General features: G+C 69.7%; 19 protein-coding genes. 7 read left to right on the top strand and 12 right to left on the bottom strand.

The window, feature by feature from the left end; all coding sequences use genetic code 11:
- Positions 1–27 precede the first annotated feature (27 nt).
- A complete protein-coding gene (locus JHY01_RS19770) occupies positions 28–966 on the bottom strand; it encodes a helix-turn-helix transcriptional regulator (RefSeq protein WP_205327401.1) in 939 nt (312 codons plus the stop codon).
- A gap of 364 nt (positions 967–1,330) precedes the next feature.
- On the opposite strand from JHY01_RS19770, the gene JHY01_RS19765 reads away from it, so the two are divergent.
- Entirely contained in the window at positions 1,331–1,630 is a 300-nt protein-coding gene (locus tag JHY01_RS19765; RefSeq protein WP_205327400.1) for a hypothetical protein, read from the top strand.
- Positions 1,631–1,862: 232 nt separating this feature from the next.
- Entirely contained in the window at positions 1,863–3,674 is a 1,812-nt protein-coding gene (locus JHY01_RS19760) for a serine/threonine-protein kinase (protein WP_205327399.1), read from the top strand.
- A gap of 318 nt (positions 3,675–3,992) precedes the next feature.
- Here JHY01_RS19760 and JHY01_RS19755 read toward each other — a convergent pair whose 3' ends face one another.
- Together JHY01_RS19755 and JHY01_RS19750 are read right to left on the bottom strand one after the other, a co-directional pair.
- Entirely contained in the window at positions 3,993–6,959 is a 2,967-nt protein-coding gene (locus JHY01_RS19755; protein ID WP_205327398.1) for a UPF0182 family protein, read from the bottom strand.
- A gap of 162 nt (positions 6,960–7,121) precedes the next feature.
- Positions 7,122–8,093, bottom strand: coding sequence for a PDZ domain-containing protein (locus JHY01_RS19750; protein WP_205327397.1), 972 nt, complete (start codon positions 8,091–8,093; stop codon positions 7,122–7,124).
- A 113-nt stretch (positions 8,094–8,206) separates the two neighbouring features.
- On the opposite strand from JHY01_RS19750, the gene JHY01_RS19745 reads away from it, so the two are divergent.
- Positions 8,207–9,475 (top strand): zinc-dependent metalloprotease, encoded by a 1,269-nt coding sequence (locus JHY01_RS19745; protein ID WP_240193005.1) that lies wholly within the window; start codon positions 8,207–8,209, stop codon positions 9,473–9,475.
- A 30-nt stretch (positions 9,476–9,505) separates the two neighbouring features.
- On the opposite strand, the gene JHY01_RS19740 is transcribed toward JHY01_RS19745, so the two are convergent.
- Positions 9,506–10,036, bottom strand: a complete 531-nt coding sequence (locus JHY01_RS19740; protein ID WP_205327396.1) for a M48 family metallopeptidase — start codon at positions 10,034–10,036, stop codon at positions 9,506–9,508.
- Between the two features lie 145 nt (positions 10,037–10,181).
- A complete protein-coding gene (locus JHY01_RS19735; protein WP_205327395.1) occupies positions 10,182–10,346 on the bottom strand; it encodes a DUF5679 domain-containing protein in 165 nt (54 codons plus the stop codon).
- A 339-nt stretch (positions 10,347–10,685) separates the two neighbouring features.
- Between JHY01_RS19735 and JHY01_RS19730 the strand changes: the two genes are divergently transcribed.
- The gene (locus JHY01_RS19730) at positions 10,686–11,984 is read left to right on the top strand and encodes an AarF/ABC1/UbiB kinase family protein (RefSeq protein WP_240193004.1); all 1,299 of its coding nucleotides are present in this window, start codon (positions 10,686–10,688) and stop codon (positions 11,982–11,984) included.
- A 193-nt stretch (positions 11,985–12,177) separates the two neighbouring features.
- Here the strand turns inward: JHY01_RS19730 and JHY01_RS19725 are convergent, their stop codons facing one another.
- The 4 genes from JHY01_RS19725 to JHY01_RS19710 form a co-directional block, all read right to left on the bottom strand.
- Positions 12,178–12,396 (bottom strand): hypothetical protein, encoded by a 219-nt coding sequence (locus JHY01_RS19725; protein WP_205327393.1) that lies wholly within the window; start codon positions 12,394–12,396, stop codon positions 12,178–12,180.
- Complete coding sequence (locus tag JHY01_RS19720) at positions 12,393–12,752, bottom strand: WhiB family transcriptional regulator (protein ID WP_205327415.1); 360 nt, start codon at positions 12,750–12,752, stop codon at positions 12,393–12,395. Before JHY01_RS19720 ends, JHY01_RS19725 begins: the two co-directional genes overlap by 4 nt.
- Before the next feature lie 157 nt (positions 12,753–12,909).
- On the bottom strand, positions 12,910–13,296 hold the full coding sequence (locus tag JHY01_RS19715; RefSeq protein WP_205327392.1) for a hypothetical protein: 387 nt from the start codon (positions 13,294–13,296) through the stop codon (positions 12,910–12,912).
- Between the two features lie 213 nt (positions 13,297–13,509).
- A complete protein-coding gene (locus tag JHY01_RS19710) occupies positions 13,510–15,657 on the bottom strand; it encodes an ATP-dependent DNA helicase UvrD2 (protein ID WP_205327391.1) in 2,148 nt (715 codons plus the stop codon).
- 145 nt (positions 15,658–15,802) lie between these two features.
- Between JHY01_RS19710 and JHY01_RS19705 the strand changes: the two genes are divergently transcribed.
- A complete protein-coding gene (locus tag JHY01_RS19705) occupies positions 15,803–16,036 on the top strand; it encodes a mycoredoxin (RefSeq protein WP_205327390.1) in 234 nt (77 codons plus the stop codon).
- Positions 16,037–16,226: 190 nt separating this feature from the next.
- Positions 16,227–17,276, top strand: a complete 1,050-nt coding sequence (locus tag JHY01_RS19700) for a DMT family transporter (protein ID WP_205327389.1) — start codon at positions 16,227–16,229, stop codon at positions 17,274–17,276.
- On the opposite strand, the gene nudC is transcribed toward JHY01_RS19700, so the two are convergent.
- Genes nudC through JHY01_RS19685 form a run of 3 tightly spaced genes read right to left on the bottom strand, consistent with a single transcriptional unit; the run spans position 17,248 to position 20,737 of the window.
- Positions 17,248–18,132, bottom strand: coding sequence for an NAD(+) diphosphatase (gene nudC, locus JHY01_RS19695; RefSeq protein WP_205327388.1), 885 nt, complete (start codon positions 18,130–18,132; stop codon positions 17,248–17,250). The genes JHY01_RS19700 and nudC overlap by 29 nt on opposite strands.
- A complete protein-coding gene (locus JHY01_RS19690) occupies positions 18,129–19,439 on the bottom strand; it encodes a pitrilysin family protein (protein WP_205327387.1) in 1,311 nt (436 codons plus the stop codon). Before JHY01_RS19690 ends, nudC begins: the two co-directional genes overlap by 4 nt.
- On the bottom strand, positions 19,436–20,737 hold the full coding sequence (locus JHY01_RS19685; RefSeq protein ID WP_205327386.1) for a pitrilysin family protein: 1,302 nt from the start codon (positions 20,735–20,737) through the stop codon (positions 19,436–19,438). Before JHY01_RS19685 ends, JHY01_RS19690 begins: the two co-directional genes overlap by 4 nt.
- On the opposite strand from JHY01_RS19685, the gene JHY01_RS19680 reads away from it, so the two are divergent.
- Positions 20,736–20,942 (top strand): hypothetical protein, encoded by a 207-nt coding sequence (locus tag JHY01_RS19680; RefSeq protein ID WP_205327385.1) that lies wholly within the window; start codon positions 20,736–20,738, stop codon positions 20,940–20,942. The two genes, JHY01_RS19685 and JHY01_RS19680, sit on opposite strands and share 2 nt — an antisense overlap.
- The last annotated feature ends 12 nt before the right edge of the window (positions 20,943–20,954 follow it).

Here is a 20,954-nt window from a genome sequence, read left to right as displayed (position 1 = left end):
CCCCTTGCGTCTGCAGGTATACGGGCCCTAGAGCGACTTGAGGTACTCGGCCTGCTGCTCGATGAACTCCAGACTCCGGCCCGGGTCGAGCGCCGCCGAGCGGAGGTAGCCGAAGATCTCGTGGAACGGCTGCACGTCGGCGCCCTCCTCGTAGACGTCGCCGTTGTGGCCCTCGATGTAGACCACGTCCGGGTGACGGTAGCCGGGGTCGACCTCGCCTTCGAGCGGCCCGAAGCCGAGGATCGTGAACGAGGAGAGCATCCCCGGGTAGGCGCCGCCCTCGAAGGGCAGCACCTGGAGGTGCACGTTCGGGAGCGAACCGAGGTCGAGCAGGTTCTGCAGCTGGGCGATCATGACCTCCGGCCCGCCGAGGACGCGGCGGATGGCGGCCTCGTCGATGACGTTCCAGATCTTCAGGTCGCCGCGCAGCCGCTGCTGGCGCTCCATGCGCAGCTCGATCCGCTCGCTCATGAACCGCTGCGACTGCTCCGGGACCATCCCGAAGGTGGCCTTCGCGTACTCGCGGGTCTGCAAGAGCCCGTTGATGATCAGGCCGTCGTACACGTTCAGGCTGGAGGCGTCCTGCTCCAGCCCGATGTAGGTGGCGTACGGCGGGGAGATGGTGTCGGAGTATCGGGCCCACCAGCCGCGCTTGCGGCCGTCGCGGGCCAGGCGCACGAGCTCGTCGACGAGATCGGAGTCCTCGACCCCGTAGACCTCGACCAGGGCCTGGACGTCGCGCGGCTTGATCCCGACCCGGCCGAGCTCCATCCGGTAGATCGTGGAGCTGGTGACCTCGAGGGCCGCGGCGGCGTCGTTGGCGTCCTTACCGGACTTCTCCCGCAGGTCACGGAGGATCTTCCCGGCGCGGCGGCGGCGGACGGTGGGGCTGCCCGTCGAAGGCATCGCCTTGCCTCCCAACTTCTTCGGCAGATCGCTCTCAGCGTTGTCGTTCGATGTACCCATTTGACACCCTGATCTCTCCGGATTCGGTGAGGACGCACCGGGAGGGGGAGGACTTCTGGGCCGCTCACCCGGTAACGTCAGCTGTTCTCAAGTGCGGCCCGCCGGCGTGGCCGAGACCGATCGTCCGAGTCTCGCCTGCGCGGCCGCGGGGCGGGAGGAATCGCCACCCGATCCGGTTATACCTCTTGCATCCAAATTCTGCATGTGCAATTCTACTGTACGGAGGGGCTATCCGCCTCCCCCGACTGTACCGATTCGACACCGCGACTCGGCATCGACCAGGTCACACTGGATCGTGACGCCCGAATACCAAGGGCCGCAATCGATTCCAACCCAACCGAAAGACTCGGAAAGGCAGCCCGCGTTGCGAAGTCCGTACACACTCGACAACCCCCCGCCGGATGAGCCCCCCAGCGACGTGCTGGTGCCCAGCCTCTGGCGGGTGCAGGCGCGCTGGTGGAAGCGCCACACCCCCGCCCTCGACCAGCGCGGCGCCAAGCACCCCGTGTGCGGGCACTGCGGACAGTCCTGGCCCTGCCACTCGTGGGCGTGCTGGGATGGCCAGCTCGGCCAGGCCGTCGGCAGTCCGGCCTCCGCCCGAGCGCTCACCGAGCCCGGCCGCGCGACTCCGGTCCGCGCCGTCGCCGCAGCCGTGAAGTCCTAGCGCCCGGCGCGTGCGTCCGCACGACGCCGAGAATCCTTCGATCGGGCCGAAGTTCGCCCGAGCCAACGCGTAGCCTCAGCCGCCGCCGTTCGTTAGACCCTGAGAACTGGTCCGACACATGACGAACTGATGGCTCGCAAGCTTCGCAAGCTGCGATTCCACAGCTCGCGAGCTTCGCCAAGGCTGCGAATCCGCGGCTTGCGAGCTTCGCCGAGAAGGGGAAAGCCGCCGGATGCTGAGCACTCGCAACCTCAAGGCAGGCGTTGTCCTGGACGGGCGGTACCGGCTTGAACGCCGTATCGGCGGGGGCGGCATGGGCGACGTCTGGGAGGGCGTCGACACCATCCTCTGGCGCACGGTCGCCATCAAGGTCCTCCTCGCCGACCTCGTCGACGACCGCGGCTTCCGTGAGCGTTTCCGCCGCGAGGCGCGCGCGATCGCCGTCATGCAGGGGCCCGGCGTCGTCGAGGTCTACGACTACGGCGAGATCGAGGATGAGGACGCGCAGCTCGCGTACCTGATCATGGAGTACGTGGACGGCAAGCCGCTCTCGCGGCTGCTCGGCCTGTGGGGCAAGCTGAGCCCGGCCGATTCGCTGCGGGTCATCGGCGGGGTCGCCGAGGCGCTGCAGGTGGCGCACACGGCCGGGATCGTGCACCGGGACATCAAGCCCGGCAACATCCTCGTGCGCTCGGACGGCTCGGTAGTCCTGGTGGACTTCGGGATCGCCCGCGTCAGCCACAACCTGACCCTCACGACCACCGGGGTCGTGCTCGGCACGGTAACCTACATGTCCCCTGAGCAGGCTGCGGGCGAGAACCTCACGGCCGCTTCGGATCTGTACTCGCTCGGGGTGGTCGCGCACCAGTGCCTCGCCGGGTCGCCCCCGTTCAAGGCCGACACCCCGCTCGGGGTGCTCTCGGCCCACTTGCGCAACGCGCCGCCGCCGCTGCCCACCGCGGTCCCGTACGAAGTCGCCGAGATCGTGCGGCGTTCGCTGCAGAAGGATCCGTCGGCACGCTGGAACGACGCGGCCGAGCTCGCCGAGGCCTGCCGCGAGACGCGTGCCGCGCTGCTCGCCAACCGCGCCCCGGCGATGGCCCGGACCCGGGTGCAGCCGCGGTCGATCGCGGCGGGCACGGCCGGGACCGGCGGTGTGGTCGGCTCGCCTTCGGGCGCGCACCGGCGGCCGGAAGCGGCGGGCGACACGGGTCCGCGTTCCGGACATCAGTCGGTGCATCAGACGGGGCCGCAACCGGTCCGGCGTGCGTTGCCGCAGTCGCCGCCCGAGCCGCACCCGTCCGCGCCTCCGACACCGCTCACGGACGGGCACACGCTGCCGCCGTTGACCGGTTCGCACACCGGGGCGCACCTGGCGACCCCGCCGTCCGGTCCGACGGGTTCGGCACCGGTTCGCGGGGACGAGGCCCCGCGCGCCCGGCCGCGTCGGCGCGGTCTGTGGCTCTCGCTCGCCGGAACCCTCGCGGCGGTGGCCGCGATCAGCGCGTTCGCGATCACCTGGCCGTGGAACGAGAACGAGCGGCCCACGACCCTGCCGACGGGCGAGACCCTCGCTGACGGCGCCGAGGTCCAGGGGCAGGACGGCGACGGCGGCTTCTGGGACGACGGCGGCCACGCCGAGGAGGAAGCGGAGTCGTCGGCCGATCCGAGCGAGACGACCTCGGACGCGGGGGCGTCCCGGCCCGAGGACGGTACGGCCTCAGCGGGTCCCTCGCTGACGCCGAGCGGGTCGCCGAGCGCCTCCGAGAGCCCGTCCCCGCCGCCCGCGACGACGGCGGTGCCGAACGTGGTCACGCAGTCAGAAGCCGACGCCCGCTCGCGGATCGAGGAGTCGGGCCTGACTCCCGCCGTGGAATACGAGGGCGAGGGCGAGGCCCGCTGCGGCGTGGTGCGCCAGTCCCCCGGCGCGGGCAGCGAAGTCGAGCAGGGATCCACGGTGCAGTTGACCGTGAAGCGCGCGGCGGACGCGGAATCGTGCAAGCCGGAGTCGGACCAGACGGAAACGCCCGTGGAAGTGCCCTGAGCGGTACGGCGTAAAAGGCGCAGCTCAGGCGGCGCGGGGCGGAACGCCGCCGCAACCGCCGTCCACAAACCCCCACCCACCACAAGAGGGGAAAGCAGGGTCCGCCGCGAATATCCCGCCCGGGTCCGACAAGAACCGGGGTCGCGGGAGCAGGTGTCACCCGAAAGAGGCACGAGCTTCAGGGCACCGAACGGATCACGAGCTGCGTGCGTTCGGGGGAGGCGAAAGGGCCATGAGACGAAACGGCGCCCGGCGACCGAATGGTCGCCGGGCGCTCTTCGCCGCACTTATGGGCACAGCGCTTGCGGGGCAGTGCCCTTACTGGCCCGCGGCCTCCCGCGCCGCGGCGAGCTCATCGAGCGCCGCCAGCAGCGCGTCCAAGGCCGCGCCCTCCTGCTCGTTCGAGCCGGAGGCCTGCGCCTCCTCGTAGGCCGCCTGCGCTTCGAGGACCTTCGTGATCGCGGCCTCGACCTCAGGCGGATCGGCCGGTGCCTCGGTCGTGGGCGTCTCGCTCGGCGTCTCCGACGGCGTCGTGGTCGGTTCCTCGCCGTCCGTCTCGCCCTCGTTCTGCTCGGCCTCGCTCGGCGCACCGGACACGTACTTCTCGACCACCATCTCCACGGCCTCTTCGAACGTCGGCGCGAAGCCCACGTACCCGCCGTAGCTGATCGCGACGTTCGTCAGCCGCGGCAGGTCCTCGCCCTGGCCGCCCGCCTGCCGACGCAGGTACATCGGTTCGAGGTAAAGGATGCCGTCGCCCACCGGCAGCGCGAGCAGGTTGCCCCACTCCACGGTGGTCCCGGCCTGCGTGGCGTCGCGGAGCGTCGTCACCACTTCCGATGTGGAGGTGATGATCTGGTGTATCTGCCGCACGGACTGGTCGTCGCCGCCCACCACGTCGTAGATCTGCAGCTTCGGATCGCCGTTCTCGTCGTAGTAGCCCGACATGAGGCTCGCCAGCGCGTTCTCGCGGTTTCTCGGCGTGAAGGTGCTGGTGAGCTGGAAGTACGGCTGGGTCTGCTCCGGGTAGGTCGCGTACACGTAGTAGGCCGGCTGGATGACCGGCGACTGCTGCGACGGGTCCTCGGGGGTCGCCCAGGCCTCGCTGCCCTCGATGAAGGTGCGCGACTCGTCGACGTGGTAGCGCTGGAGCAGGCTGCGCTGGATCTTGAACAGGTCCTGCGGGTAGCGGAAGTGCGCTTCGAGGGCCTCGGGGGTCTCGTCCTTCGGCGTGATGAGGTCGCCGCCGTAGATCTCGTTCCAGGCCTTGAGGATCGGGTCCTCCTCGTCGAACTCGTAGAGCTTGACCGAGCCGTCGTAGGCGTTGACCACGGCCTTGACCGAGGAGCGGATGTAGTTGATCTCCTCGGAGGACTGGTTCGCGACGCCCTGGCCGGAGTAGGTGTCGTTCGTCGCCTCGGCGAGGTTGACCCGGTCGGAGTAGGGGAAGTCGTTGGTGGTGGTGTAGCCGTCGACGATCCAGACGATCTCGCCGTCGACGACGGCCGGGTACGGGTCGGCCTCGACGGTGAGGAACGGGGCGACCTGCTGGACGCGGTCGCGCACGTTCCGGTTGTAGAGCAGCTGCGACTCGTCGTTGATCTGGTCGGAGAGCAGGAAGCGGGGCTCCTGGAACTCCCAGGCGTAGAGGAGTCGGCGGCTGATGGAGCCGATGGCGATGCCGCCTTCGCCTTCGAACGTGGTGTACCGGTCGGAGCCGATCTCCTCGGCGTCCTCTTCGGTGGAGTCCTCGTCGCTGACGGCGACGTCGATCGGCCGGTCGTACTCCCGGGGCGTCTCTTCTTCGGGGATGCCGACGATCGCGTACTCGTTGTTCAAGAGCCCGTAGTAGATCTGGGGCTTGTCGACGTCGATGATGTCGTTGCCGATCCGGCAGTTGCCCGGGTCGTCGGAGAGGACGCCGGAGGTGAAGCAGGGGGCGCCGCTGTCGCTCTCGGTGGTGGAGGCGGAGACGAAGCCCCAGCCGTGGGTGTAGACGGTGTGGGCGACGGTCCAGTCCTGCTGTTCGTCGGCGAGCTGGCTGGGGTTGAGTTCGCGCAGGCCCACCACGAAGTCCTGCGTGACTTCCTGGCCGTTCTCGTCGGTGTAGGTGTAGCGGTCGATGTCGAGCTTCTCGTTGAAGTCGTAGAAGCTTCGCGGCTGCTGGGCCTGGGTGAAGGCGTCGGAGACGACGAACGGGTCGATGAGGCGCACGAACGGGACCGTGGACTGGTCGGAGGCCATGGTCTCGGCGTTGGGTTGGGAGGCGACCGGGTAGGTGGTGGTCTCCAGGTTCTCCATGCCGAAGGCGTAGCGGGTGCCGTCGATGGTGTGCTGGGCGTAGGGCCCTTCGCGCTGGGGGCGGTTGGGCTCGACCTGGAAGTTGCGGACGACGGCGGGGTAGATGCCGCCGGCGGCGATCGCGGTGACCACGACGAGGCCGAGGGCCGCGGCGGGAAGGACGAGTGACCTTGTGAAGCCCCAGGAGAAGACGAGGATGACGACGGCCGCGATGAGGGAGACCCAGATGAGCGCGTTCTTGGCGTTCATGAGGGCGGTCATCTCGGTGTAGCCGCCGCCGACGATGCCGGTGACCTGGTTGTCCTGGGTGGTGAAGTCGAAGCGGTCGAAGTAGTAGGCGACGGCCTTGAGTCCCAGGAAGAGCGCCACGAGCACCGAGAGGTGGATGCGGGCGACGTTGGTCATCCGGTCGCCCTGGCCGGAGAAGCGCAGTGCGCCGTAGAGGTAGTAGGCGCTGAGGGAGGCGAGGATGCCGACGACGACGGCGGCGAAGCCGAAGCCGATGAGGAACTGCCAGAACGGGAGTTCGAAGACGTAGAAGCCGGCGTCCATGTGCAGGACGGGGTCCTTCTCGCCGAAGTCGCCGCCTTGGCGGAAGAGCAGCCAGGTCTCCCAGCGGCTCTGCGCGGACATGCCGGCGAAGATGCCGACGATGAGGGCGACGCCGCCGATCCACCATCCGGCCTTGGGCGAGATGAGTTCGCGGTAGCGCTCCAGGCCCTCTTGTTCGCTGGTGGCGGGCCACGTGTCGGGCCGGAACCGGTAGGCGAGATAGAGGTTGAGGCCTGTCCATGCGGCCATCGCCAGGGCGAAGACCCCGAAGAGGACCAGGCGGGTCCACATCATGGTCGCGAAGACCGAGGTGTAGCCGACCGAGTCGTACCAGAGGTAGTCGGTGCGCAGGCCGACGAGCCAGCCGAGCACCGACAGGAGGACTATCGCGCCCACCAGGAGTATCAGGACGTAGCGTCCTCGCCTGCTCATCCGTGGGGGGGTGGGCGTCCGGTTCGCCACTGCAGCAACTCCTTCAGGTCTTGCGGTGCGGGTTCGGCGCGGCTCATGTACGGCTTGCAAGCTTCGCCGAGGCTGCTCGGTCACTGCTCGCAAACGTCGCCGAGGCCGCTTGCGAGCCGTGGGTCGACAGGGTCAGCAGGTCGTGACTTCCCCGCCGGTCGCTAGGGACTCAAGCGCCGAGACCGCGTCTGCGAGCGTCTCGACTCTGACAATAGTCATGTCGTCATGGGGAACGGTGACGGCGTCCGAACAGTTCGCAGCCGGGGCGAGGAAGACCTCGGCACCGAGCTCGACTGAAGCGGTCACCTTCTGCTGGATGCCGCCGATGCCGCCGACGTTGCCTTCGGGGTCGATCTCACCGGTGCCGGCGATGACCATGCCGTCGGTCAGATCGCCCTCGGTGACCCGGTCGACGATGCCGAGCGCGAAGATCAGGCCGGCTGAGGGGCCGCCGATGTCGAGGGCTTCGGTGTCGATCTCGATGCCGTACGGATCGTCGTGGGTGGACTGGAGATCGGCGTCGCCGAGGACCACGCCGGGGACTGCTACGGGGGCTCCGGCTCGGGTCACGGTGACCGTGGTTTCGCTCTCGGCGTAATCGGCGAGGTCTTGGAGCGAGGTGACGGCGGTTCCGTCGATCGCGGTGACGACGTCGCCGGCGAGGAGGCCCCCGGAGTCGGCCACGACCTCGATCACGGCGGGCTCGCCGAGGTAGCCGAGGGCGGCCTGCTCGGCGTTCGACTGGGACTCGGCCCAGTCGGCCTCCTGCTCTTCGGCGATGTCCTCCTCGGATTCGCCGGGCGGGTAGACCAGGTCGCGCGGCACGATCGCGTACTCATTGGAGGTCCAGTAGCGCAGGGCCTGCACGAGGGTCACCGACTGCTTGACGCGCACGGTGGTGAGGCGCAGCTGGCCTTCCGAGGGGTATTCGGTGTCGGCGCTGATGATCTGGTGTTCGACGCCGTCGATCTCGTCGGCGCCGAGGACGTCCTCGGTGGGGCCGGGGCTGAAGACCACGTAGGCGACGTCCATCGTCAGCGCCTGCCAGGTCAGCAGCGCCACCAGGACCGCACCCAACAGGACGGTGATTCCTCGCCTTCGCATGCGCGGAAGCCTACATGCCCTAGCCCACAGGCGTGTTCGGCCCGCAGCGAACAGGGCGCCTCCAGTTCGGCGGGCCGTGGCCCGGGACCCCCACTCTGACGTACGGTTGGCCCATGGGCTCCGACATTCCATTCGGCTTCGGCAATCTGGGCGGCGACCTGCCCGACCCGAACGATCCGCGGGTGCAGCAGATGATGCAGCAGCTGCAGCAGATGATGGCGCAGTCGCTGTCGTCCGGTCCGGTCAACTGGCAGCTGGCCAAGCAGCTCGCCGAGTCTGAACTGCAGGCCGAGAACACGGTCGGCCCCGCCGAGCAGGCGCAGGTCGCCGAGGCCGTGCGCCTCGCCGATCTCTGGCTCGACTCCGCCGTGAACTGGCCTTCGGGCGTCACGGCCACCGACGCGTGGACCCGCAAGCAGTGGATCTCGCAGACCGAGGACTCCTGGAAGCAGCTCGCCGAGCCGCTCGCCGCCCAGATGGGCGAGGCGATGCAGACGCTCGTGCCCGAGGAGATGGCCGGGATGCTCGGCCCGATGGCCGACGTCATGAAGGGGGTCGGCTCGGCCCTGTTCGGGGCGCAGATGGGGCAGGCGCTCGCGAAGCTCGCCGGGGAGGTGCTGTCCTCCTCCGAGGTCGGTCTGCCGCTTGGCAAGACGGGCGTGGCCGCGCTGCTGCCGGGGAATCTCAACGCCTACGCGGAGGGCTTGGAGCTGCCCGTCGAGGAGGTGCGGCTGTACGTCGCGCTGCGCGAGGCCGCGACGCACCGGCTGTTCACGCACGCGCCGTGGCTGCGCTCGCACCTGCTGGGGGCGCTGGAGGCGTACGCGCGGGAGATCCGCATCGACGAGTCCGCGATCGAGGAGGCCATGTCGGGCATGGACCCGATGGACCCCGAGGCGGCGGCGACCCTGGACCTGAGCGAGGTCTTCAAGACCGAGGACACGGCGCAGCAGAAGGCGGCGCTGTCGCGGCTGGGCACGACGCTGGCGCTCATCGCCGGCTGGGTGAGCACGGTCGTGGCCGAGGCCGTGGGCGACCGGCTGCCGACGATCGACCGGCTCATGGAGGCCGCGCGGCGGCGCCGGGCCACCGGCGGTCCCGCCGAGCAGACCTTCGAGGCCTTGGTCGGTCTCGAACTCGACCCGGCGAAGGTGCGCGCGGCGACGCGGCTGTGGCGCTCGCTCACCGAGGCCCGCGGCATCGAGGGCCGCGAAGCGGTCTGGGCGCACCCCGACCTCATGCCGAGCGCGGGCGACCTGGAGCACCCCGAGGGCTTCGCGTCCGTCTCCGAGGCGCTCGAAGACCTCGACATGTCGATGTTCGACCAGCTCGCGGTCAACGACCCGAAGGACGAGGACGACGAGGAGCCCGGGGAGAAGTAACCCCCCGGTCTGCGACCGCCGATCGTTCGGCTACTGCCGTTCGCTCGCCTCGGCGTCCGCGATGCCCTCGAGATAGCCGCGGGCCCGCTCGGCTTTGGTGTAGCGGGCCACCATGTCCCAGAACGGGCGCGAATGGTCGGGGTGGACCAGGTGCGCGAGTTCGTGGAGCAGGACGTAGTCGATCACCCATGAGGGCATCATCATGATCCGGCGGGAGATCCGGATCGTGCCGTCCGAAGGCGTGCAGGAGCCCCAGCGGCGCTGCTGGTTGTCGACCCAGCGCACGCTTCTCGGGGTGGCGCATTCGGGGTGTTCGGGGTAAAACCGGCGGGCGAGCCTGATGGCCCGCTCTCGGAGTGCGGTGTCGGACGCACGGCCGTCTCGGGCCTCGCGACTCTTGAGCCTCGCGAGCATGTGGTCGATCCACTCGCGCTCCTCGGTCTCCGAGAAGGCGTCGGGGATCATGACGACCACGCGGCCTCGTTCTTCATAGGCCGCCACGGTTGCGCGTCGCCGGGGAGAGCGCCGCACTTCAACGGGGGGATGGACTTTGCGCGCCATGAACGCACACTAAACCCGAGGGGTGACAATCGCATAACGCGGATGTCGCGATTGCGCTGATAGCAATGGAATGCCAAGAAAATCCCCTCGCCGATGTCCCGCAGAATGGGATCAGACGAGGGGCTGGGGCCGTCCGGCCCCGAGGTCACGATTCCTTGCCGAGAATCCGGTTCATCTTGGTGCCGCACACCGGGCACGTGCCCTTCGCCATCCGGCGACCCGAGTCCGAGACCACCACGGTGCCCTCGAAGTCGCGCTTCTCGCGGCACTTGACGCAGTAGCCGGTGTAGGTCTTCGTCGCTTGAGCCACTGGTTTCCCCCTGTTGTGCGCGGGCCGGTCGTGCGGGCCCTGTTGCAACGATCACTCTGTGCGACCGTTCGGCCTCAGAATGCCACAGATTTCACGCCTGTAAGCCCCGCCGCGCCGCTTCACCCGTAGGGGTGACATAGGCGGGGTCAAGCCGCCGACAGGGGTAAGGGGCTTCCGGGCCCTTACGTGTCCTCCAGGCGGGGCCGACGACGGGCCGACATGGCGTGCCCGTGCCGTCGCCGACTACCGCTTCGCCGTGAGAGCATTGGGAACGTGAGCGACAGGCATGGACCCGCCCATTCGGGTGACGACCTCCCGCGCCGGGCGATCGTACGGGGAATGAAACTCGCCTCCCTGCCTTTGGGGCTGGCGGGCCGGGCGACCGTGGGGCTGGGCAAGCGCGTGACCGGGCTGGCCGACGAGATCCTGAGCGAGCAGGCGCAGCGGCGCACCGCCGAGCACGTGTTCAGCGTGCTCGGGCAGCTCAAGGGCGGCGCGATGAAGCTCGGCCAGGCGCTGTCGATCTTCGAGGCGGCCCTGCCCGAGCATCTGGCCGCGCCGTACCGGCAGGCGCTGACGAAACTCCAGAACGCCGCTCCCCCGCTGCCGGTGGCCAGCGTCCACGGGGTGCTCGAGCGCCAGATGGGCGCGGACTGGCGCGAACGCTTCCTCGAATTCGACGACGCCCCGTCAGCGGCGGCGAGCATCGGCCAGGTCCACCGCGCGGTGTGGAAGGACGGGCGGCAGGTCGCCGTCAAGATCCAGTACCCGGGCGCGGGCGACGCGCTCCGCTCCGACCTGCGGCACCTTTCGCGCATGGCCCCGATGTTCAAGGTGCTGCAACCGAACTTCGACGTCAAGAAGATCACCGTGGAGCTGCGCGAACGGCTGCTCGAGGAGCTCGACTACGAACTGGAGGCGGCGACGCAGCGGCAGTTCGCCGAGGCCTTCCGCGACGACCCGCTCATCGTGGTGCCCGAGGTGGTGCACGCGAGCGGCGAAGTGCTGGTCACCGAGTGGATCGCCGGCAGGCCCCTGTCGGAGGTCATCACCGAGGGCACGCAGGAGGAGCGCGACGCGGCCGGGCTGCGCCTGTGCACCCTGCACTTCTCGGCGCCCAAACGCGCCGGCCTGCTGCACGCCGACCCGCACCCGGGGAACTTCGCGATCGGCGATGACGGGCGCCTGATCGTGTACGACTTCGGCGCGGCCTCGCGCCTGCCGGGCGGGATGCCGGTGCAGGTGGGCCGCTTGACCCGGTTGACGTTGGACGGCAAAGCCGATGACGTGGTGGCGGGTCTGCGCGGCGAGGGCTTCGTGCCGCCGGGGCTGCAGATCGACGCGAAGGCGATGCTCGACCTGCTGCAGCCGATGCTCGAGCCGATCGCGGGCGAGGAGTTCCAGTTCTCGCGCGAGTGGCTCCGCAAGGAGAGCACGCGGCTGACGAGCCAGGGCTCGGAAGCGGCCAAGCTGAACAAGCAGCTGAGCTTCCCGCCCTCCTATCTGCTGATCCACCGCGTCACGATGGGCTCGATCGGCGTCCTGTGTCAACTCGGCGCGACGGCCGAGTGGCGCTCGATCCTGGAGGAGTGGCTCCCGGGCTTCGCCGACCCCGAAGGCACCGACCCGAGCCGCTGAGCCGAATCGGAGCACCGTTCGCGCTCGCGCATATTGCCGGACCCGCGAGACACGCTTGATTCGGGGCGCCCCAGAGTGTCCGAATTGCACGGACACTCCCGACCCCGCCTTTCTCGACCCTGCCCGGGCATCACAAAAGGGGCCCATCCCCACTCAGGGATGGACCCCTTCAGCCAACGCGGTTAGTGCGTCGTCAAAGTCGGCCCCGGCGGCGGTGCCGTCCGGTGTGTCGCGGCGTCCGGGCGTAGCCGGCTTCCTTCCACAGGCTCCGCATCCGGAGGCGTCCGATCCCGCTGAACAGCGAGTTCGTCTGCAGCGGTCGGGCCGCCTCGATCTCCCCGCCCATCAGCACCTCGAGATCCTTCACGCCGACGTCCTGCTTGAGATGGCGGCTCAGATGGTCGACCGTCATGACACCGTCACCCCCGCGAGCGCGAGTTCACGGGTCCGCTCGGCGAGCTCCTTCTGGGCGGCCTGCTCGATGAGCGCGGCGTCCTTCCGGGGCCGGCCGCGGGGCCGCTTGCGGGCGACGACGTTGCCCTTCTCGAAGATCTCGCCGCCCCACACGCCCCAGGGCTCGTGGCGCTCGAGGGCTCCGGCCAGGCAGGCCAGTCGCACCGGGCAGTCGGCGCACAGGGACTTGGCGAACTCCAGTTCGGTGGGCTGCTCCGAGAACCACAGGTCCGCGTCGTACTCGCGGCAGGCCAGGTCGCCGCCGGTCTCGCGGGCCTGGTCTCGCAGCTCGGGTCCGATGAGGGTGTCGGTCATGAACTCGGTCTCCTCTCTCATCTCGATGGTCTTCTCGACGTTCGGTCGCATCAGTGCTGTCTGAGGACGCAATTGCTTCGCAATCTGTCTCGTCTGTCTTCTACTGGTGGGCCGCGACCTTGCCGATTTCTGACTCGCCGTCGTGCTGACGGGCGTTTCAGCCATACAAAAAGGCCGCGATCCCTGGAGCGGGATTCGCGGCCTCGAGAGTTCCGAGCGGGCTTAGCTGTAAGCCCTTTCGATGTTCTCGAGGCGGTCTCCCGCGGGTGGCGCCGTGACGCTTCTCGGAGCCGTTGACCGGCTGCCAACCGAGGCCTGCGAATGCACGGCCGCGTCCGACAGTGGTGGTGCCGAGGACGGCATTGGCGCCCATATCGGTGTTGTCAATGGTCTTCACGGTGCTCAGCGTCGTGATCTGGACGGCGCCGGGCAGAGTGGTGCCACGAACCGGGGCGGAGACGGGCGCGATGTGCCGATAGACGGCGACCGGTTCATGCGTCGCGCCGAGCGGCGTGGTGCTCTGGGTTTCGCTGAGCAGCGTCATCGTCTGTCCCCTCCCTTCGGGTTTCGTGGTCAACATTGGTCTTCATCTCCTCGTGCCGTGCCAACTCACGGCTCGCAGGCCATGGCTGTCCTGAGGCGCACACCTCACTCCGGCTTGAGCAACGCTACGCCCGTCTCGCTCGGGAGCGCAACGTCTTTTTCTGCGAGTCTCGCGAGAAAGTTTTTGCCGTGAGATTTACCGGTCAAGTACCGGTCAGGACTCGCCCTTGCACATCGCGATGGCGTCCGTCACTTCCCCGCCGTTGACCAGGTGCAATACCGCCGGGCCGTATTTGTCGAGTTTGGACTTGCCGATGCCGTGGAGCGACGCGAGCTCACTGTCGGATCCTGGACAGCGCTCGGCAATAGCGATCAAGGTCACATCTGTGAAGACCGTGAAAGCCGGCTTGCCGTCCTGTTTGGCGACACTGACCCTCCACTCGCGCAGCCGCTCGAACAGACCCTCGTCCATAGTGGCTGGACAATCCTCGCAATGTCCCAGCTTGCGGTCCCGGGCGTCGGTGAGCGGCTTGCCGCAGCCGGAGCAGTCGAGGACCTTGGCCTTCTTGCGCTCGCGCGGCTTCGGCGCCGCCGCACCGGGATCGGACGGGCGCGGGAAGCCGCTGAGCCCGAGCGGCGCGAGGAATCGGCAGAGCCGCCGCTCACGCCCGCCCGCGTTGCGGGCGAGCCCGTAGGAGAGCTGCAGGCGCTCGCGCGCGCGGGTGATGCCGACGTACAGCAGGCGGCGCTCCTCCTCGAGCGCGGTCTCGGTGCGGGCGAACGTGGTCGGCAGCGTGCCGTCGGCCAGGCCGACCAGGAACACCGCGTCCCACTCCAGGCCCTTGGCCGCGTGGAGGCTCGCGAGGGTGACGCCCTCGACGGCCGGCGCGTGCTGCTCGGCGGCCCGCCGGGAGAGCTCGGCGCAGAACGCCTCGAGGTCCGGATCGGGGCCGTCCTCGTCCGGGTTGGCCCGGTGGTGCTCCAAGAACTGCTCCGAAAGCGCCGCGATCGCGGCGACCGCTTCGTAGGCTTCGCGTTGCGCGCCTCCGGAAGGCGCGGCGTCAGGACGCCAACCCACGGCCTCGAGGGCGGCGGGCACCGCCTCGGACAGCGGCATCGAGCCGATCTCGGTCTTCGCGGCCGAGCGCAGCGCGACCACGGCCTGGCGCACTTCGGGCCGGTCGAAGAAGCGCGCGGCGCCGGTGACCACCGTGGGCACCCCGTAGGAGGCCAGGGCCTCTTCATAGGCCTGCGACTGGGCGTTGGTGCGGTAGAGGACCGCGATCTCCGAAGGGCTCGTGCCGTCGGCGATGAGCTTGGAGCAGCGACGGGCGATCATGTCCGCCTCCTCGGCCTCGTCGGCGAAGACCTCGGCGGTGACGGCGGGGCCGTCGGGCCGCTGGCCGATGAGTTCGAGGCGCATCTTCGCCTCGCGCCCTTTGGATTCGCCGATGATCTGGTTGGCGAGGCCGACCACCTGCGGGGTGGAGCGGTAGTCACGCACGAGCCGCACGAGCGAGGCGTTCCGGTGGCGGCGGGTGAAGTCGAGCAGGTTCCGCGAGCTGGCGCCGGTGAAGGAGTAGATGGTCTGGCTGGCGTCGCCCACGACGGTGATGTCGTCGCGGTCGCCGAGCCAGGCGTCGAGCAGCCGCTGCTGGAGCGGGGTCACGTCCTGGTACTCGTCGACCACGAAGAACCGGTACTGGCTGCGGATCTGGTCGGCGGTCGCGGCGTGGTCGGTGATGAGGTCGGCCGTGTACGCGAGCACGTCGGCGAAGTCCATGACCCCGGCGCGGCGCTTGGCCTCGATGTAGGCGGCGTAGACCTTCGCCACGTCCTCGGGGGCGGCGGGCGCGTCGCGCCCGAGCGCGGCGATGGCGCTCACGTAGTCGTCGGGGCCGATGAGCGACGAAGCGGCCCATTCGATCTCGGTGGTGAGGTCGAAGTTCTTGGCCCGCGAGGTCTGCAGCCCCGCGCGGGCGGCGGCGATGGCCGTGAACTTCAAGGCCGAGTCGACGAGCTCGGGGAGCTGACCGCCGAAGCGGCGGGTGCCGAAGTAGCGGAGCTGGCGCAGCGCCGCGGAGTGGAAGGTGCGGGCGTTCACGCCGGAGACGCCGAGACCGCGGAGGCGGTCGCGCATCTCCCCCGCCGCACGGGCGGTGAAGGTGACGGCCGTGACGTGCTGGCCGCGCATGTCGCCGCGCAGCACCCGCCAGGCGATGCGGTGGGTCACCGCGCGGGTCTTGCCGGTGCCGGCGCCCGCGAGGATGCAGACCGGCCCGGGCGGCGCGGTCACCGCCTCGCGCTGTTCAGGGTCGAGTCCGGAGAGGAGCTGTTCGATGGCCTGATCGCGTGCGGTCATCCGACCAGTGTCCCAGAAGCGTCCGACGGGAACGGCCGGGCCGTTGCCCGGAAAGCGGTGAACGTGAGGACCGCCACCATGATCTGCGCCCGGAAGGAATGCCCCTGAGCGGTATCGCGTTAGTGTCGAGGACGAAGGAGGATCGATGATCACCATGTACAGCACCACTTGGTGCGGCTACTGCAAGCGGCTGAAGTTCGCGTTCGACCGCGAGGGTGTGCTCTTCAAGGAGGTCGACATCGAACAGGACCCCGAGGCCGCCGAGTTCGTCATGGGGGTCAACGGCGGCAACATGACCGTCCCGACCGTGCTCTTCGAGGACGGCAGCGCCCTCACCAATCCCTCTCTCGCGCAGGTGAAAGCGAAGATCGGCGCTTGACCTGTGCCACATACCGAGACTATGGTCACGTTTAGGACACAAAGCCGGTACGATGCCCTATAGTTGACTCGTCAAGCTTGCTTAGCGACTTCGAGGGGTGGTCGCTAAGCATTCAGGCCCGGGATGGATCCGTCCCGGGCCTTTTCTGTGCCCGGTCCTCTTGTGCGCTGTCGTGAGCAATGGAGCCCATATGTCGTCACCCCGCGCCGCCCTCGGCGTCACCCTCGTCCTGGCCGCTTCGCTGTTCTTCGGCGTATGCGGCCCCTTCGGCAAAGTCGTGATCCAGGCCGGACTCACCCCGATCCAGGTCACCTGGCTGCGCATCTGCGGCGTCGGGCTCATCGCGATCGCGGCCGCCGTCGTGCCGCTCCTGCGGCTGCGCGGCAAGGACGAACGCCTGCCGTGGGGCGGGCTGGTCCTGTTCGGCCTCACCGCCATCGCCGCGGTGCAGGCCTTCTACTTCATCGCGGTCGAGCGCCTGCCCGTCGGCATCGCGCTCCTGCTGGAGTTCATGGGCCCCATCGTGGTCGTCGCCTGGGTGCGCTTCGTGCGCCGCACCGTGCTGCCGCGCGCCGCCGTGATCGGCACCCTCCTGAGCATCGCGGGCCTGTGCATCGTGGTCGAGGCCTGGTCGGGTCTGCGGCTCGACGCGGTGGGCCTCGTCGCGGGCTCGGCCGCGGCCGCCTGCCAGGCCACGTACTTCCTCTCCGGCGAACGGCTCACCGCGAAGGTCGACGTGCGGGTGCTGCTCGCGATCGGCTTCGCGGTCGGCGCGATCGCCTTGGCGCCCTTCGCGGCCCCGTGGGCGCTGGACTGGGCGGCGCTGTCCTCTGAGGTCACGCTCGGCGGCGTGTCGACCACCGGCATGGTCAGCGTGATCCTGCTCATCGGCTGCACCGCGCTCGCCTACGGCCTGGGCCTCAGCGGCCTGCGGTTCATCACGGCCCCGGTCGCCGGCGGGATCGGGTACGCCGAGGTCGTGGTCGCCTCGCTCTCCGCCTGGGCGCTGCTCGGCGAGGCGCTGACGGTGCCGCAGATCATCGGCGGCGTCGTCGTCATCGCCGGCGTGTTCACCGCGCAGCGCGCCGTCGCGACCGAGACCGCCGCACTGGACGAGACCGCCGAAGCGGCCGTCGCTCGTCTGAACTTATGGCTCGCAAGCAGCCTCGGCGAAGCTTGCGCGCCGTACATGAGCGATGTCGAGGACGGTCTTATGCGGCGGCCAGCCAACCGTCGATGAGGAAGCGCGCGATGGAGATCCGCACGGCGCTCGGCGTCGAGTCCTCGGTCTCGACCCACATCCGCCGCACCTCGTCGCGGGTGAACCAGCGCGCGTCGGCGATCTCCTCGGCCTGCAGCACCAGCGGCTGCGCCGGGTCGGCGGTGGCGCGGTAGCCGAGCATGAGCGAACGCGGGTAGGGCCACGGCTGGCTCGACACGTACTCGAGCCGGTCGATCTTGATCCCGATCTCCTCGCCCACCTCGCGATGCACGGCGGCCTCCGCCGACTCCCCCGGCTCGACGAACCCGGCGATGCACGCGTAGCGGTTGCCTCTGGGCACCGCGGCGGGCCCGGTCTTCGGCGCGCCCGAGTAGCGGCGGTGCTGAGCGAGCAGCACGCGGTCGGCGCCGTCGTCGATGAGGACGATCACGGCCGGGTCGGTGCGCGGGAACACCGGGCGGCCCGACACGGCCTCCAACTCCCAGCCCCCTTGACGGGACTGCAGCGGCTCGCCCGTCGTCGGGTGGAACCGGTAGGTCGCGTGCCAGTGGCCTATCGCGATGGCCTGCACGGCGATCGCGAGGTCCCGGCGGTCCCAGTCCGGTTTGATCCAGCGCCCCGGCAGGCCGTCGGGCAGGTCGGCGAGGACGGTGAACACGGGCGGGTGCTCGCCGCCGAGGTAGACGCGCAGGCCCTCCGGCGCGGTGTCCGCGTCGAAGTAGTGCAGGCCGTCCTCGTCCGCCGCGATGCGCTCGTTCACCGGGTCGCAGACGACGACCTGCGCCTGTTCCCAAGCGGCCGTGAGCCATTCGTCGTCGCTACGGCGGTCCCCGAACCGGTCGAGCACGTCGATCGCCAAGGGCGGGTGGCTCATGCGGACTCGATCTCCCCGAACCCGGCGAGCGTCTCACGGATCGCCCCGCCATCGCCGAGGACGACCGTGACGGCGCGCCCGGGGTCGAGCCGCTGCGCCGCGACCCGCTGGATGTCGGCGGGCGTGACCTCGCGGAGGCGTTCGGAGTGCTCCGCGAGCCACGCGAGCGGGAGGCCCGCGGCGGCGAGCACGGAGATGTAGTTGGCGACCCCGGCCTGGGTGGCGGTGGCGAGCTTGACGGAGCCGAGCGCGTAGCGGCGGGCCAGGTCGAGTTCCTCCGCGGTGGGCGGGCGCTCGGACATGCCGCGCAGTTCGGCGCGAACCTCTTCGAGCGCGGGGCCGGTGACCTCGGTGGCGACGTCGACGGCGGCGAGCTGGATCGAGCCGGCCGGAGCGTGGTCCACTCTGGAGCGCGGTGAGTAGCCGTAGCCCTTGGTCTCGCGCAGGTTCATCACCAGGCGCGAGGAGAAGTAGCCGCCGAAGACCAGGTTCGCGAGGTGCTGCGCGGCGTTGTCCGGGTGGGTGCGCTCGACCGCCGGGTAGGCGACGCGGATCGCGGACTGGACCGAGCCGGGCCGGTCCACGAGGACGAGCGGCCCCGAGACGAGCGCGGGCAGCGGCTCCATGTGGCGCGGTTCGCCGGCGCCGTTCCAGTCGCCGAGGGCCTTCTCGACGGCGGCGAACGCCGAGTCGGTGTCGATGTCCCCCACGATGATCAGCCGCGCGCCGACCGGGTGGACGCGGGCGGCGTGCAGCGCCAGGACCGCGTCGCGTTCGACGGCCGCGACCTCGGCCGCGGTGGGCTGCTGGTGGCCGTACGGGTGGTCGCCCCACAGGCGCGCGTCGAGGACGCGGTTGACCTGGAAGTCGGGCTGCTGCTCGGCCACCGAGAGGCCGTCGATGATGCGGGAGCGCTCGACCGCGAGCGGGCCCTCCGGGTACTCGGCGGCCTTGAGGAGGTCGCCGAGGACCTCCAGGAGTTCGGGCAGGCCGGTCGCGAGGCTGTTGCCGGACACGGCGATCCGGTCCGGGTCGGCCCCGGCGCCGAGCGCGCCGCCGACGCCCTGGAGGCGCTGGGCGATCTCGGTCATCGAATTGGTCTCGGTCCCGGAGAACAGCGCGGAGGAGAGCAGGTCGGCCGCGGCGAGGTCGGCGTGCGCGGCCGGGATCGACAGGCGCACCTCGGCGAGCGGGACGCCGGGACGGCGCGTGAGCAGCACCCGGAGCCCGTTCGGGAGGGTCCGCTCGACCGGGACCGGCAGGGACAGCGGGACTTCCGGCGCGAGACCGGGAATGACGTTGCTCACTGGGCTCCTCCGGGAATGACTTCGAGAACGGCGCGGCGGTTCGGCGTCAGGGCGGCCGCCGCCTGCGCGACGGCCTCGGCGGTGACCTCGCCGAGCAGGGCCGGGAAGCGCACGGACATCGACGCGTCGCCGTGGAAGATCTCGGCGGTCGCGAAGCGGCGCGAGCGTCCCATCACCGAGTCGTCGCCGCGCAGCAGCTGGGCGGCGACGCGGGCCTTGACGCGGTCGAGTTCGGCCTCGTCGACGCCTTCGGCGATGCGCGCCAGCTCTTCCTGCACGGTGTCGAGCACCGTGTCCACGACGGTGCCGGGCGGCAGGAACGACTGCACGAGCATCACCGTCGGTCCGCGCGAGGCGAAGGGCTCGGCCATGAACGTGGTGTGCGCGGCGACCGCGGTGGCGGTCTGGTCGGTGTGGATGAGCCGCTCGACCAGGCGCGAGGCGTCGCCGTCGGTGAGCAGTTCGCCGAGGACCACGTACGGCAGGAAGTCGTCGAGCTGCGTCACGGGATCGGGGACGCGCCAGGCGACCGCGACGGCCGGGAGGGTCGCGCGCTCGTCGGTGTAAGCGACGCGGCGTTCAGCGCTCAGGTCGGGTTCGTCGAACGACGGGTGCACCGGCGCGGGCCGGGCCTCGACGCTGCCGAAGTGGCGCTCGACGAGCTCGCGGGCCTCGGCCAGGTCGAAGTCGCCCGCGACCGAGAGGACCGCGTTCGAGGCCGGGTAGTAGGCGTTGAAGAACGACTTTGCGTCTTCCACGGTGGCGGCGTCGAGGTCGACGAACGAGCCGTAGCCGTCATGCGCGTTCGGGAAGGTGTCGAACATGACCGGCGGGAGCTTGATCCAGGGGAAGCCGCCGTAGGGGCGGTTGAGGACGTTGACCCGGATCTCCTCCTTCACCACGGAGACCTGGTTCGCAAGGTTCTCCTCGGTGATCGCCGGGCCGCGCATGCGGTCGGCCTCGAGGAACAGCGCGAGCTCCAGGCCGTTCGAGGGCAGGAGGTTGAAGTAGTCGGTGTAGTCGATGTGGGTCGAGCCGTTGAAGGTGCCGCCCGCGGACTGCACGTGCCGCATGTGCTCGGCCTTGCCGACGTTGTGGGAGCCCTGGAACATCATGTGCTCGAACAGGTGGGCGAAGCCGGTCCGGCCCTCGGGCTCGGAGCGCATCCCGACGTCGTACACCACGGCGACGCCGACCACGGGAGCCCCGGGGTCCGGCGCGAGGACCACCCGCAGCCCGTTGGCGAGCTTGAACCGCTCGATCGCGAACGCCGGAGCGGGAATCGTCGCAACTGTCATGGCCGAACCCTATCTCAGCGACGGGCAATCACTGTGCCAGCGACGGTCCGCGAACTTCACCGCGACCGTCGCGGCGTTCGTCACAGATCGTTGGCGTTCCGGAGTTCACCTGCTTGACTTGCCGCTTGTGAACGGCCAGCACCAGGACATCATCAGCGACGCGACCCGCGCCGCGATGCCGTGCTGCCGAATGTGCGCCTGCTGAGGGTCCCTGCAG

Source organism: Glycomyces sp. YM15 (assembly GCF_016918015.1).
Lineage (GTDB): Bacteria > Actinomycetota > Actinomycetes > Mycobacteriales > Micromonosporaceae > Glycomyces.
Note: the sequence above shows the minus strand (reverse complement) of the source record. Positions and strands in the feature narration are given on the sequence as shown.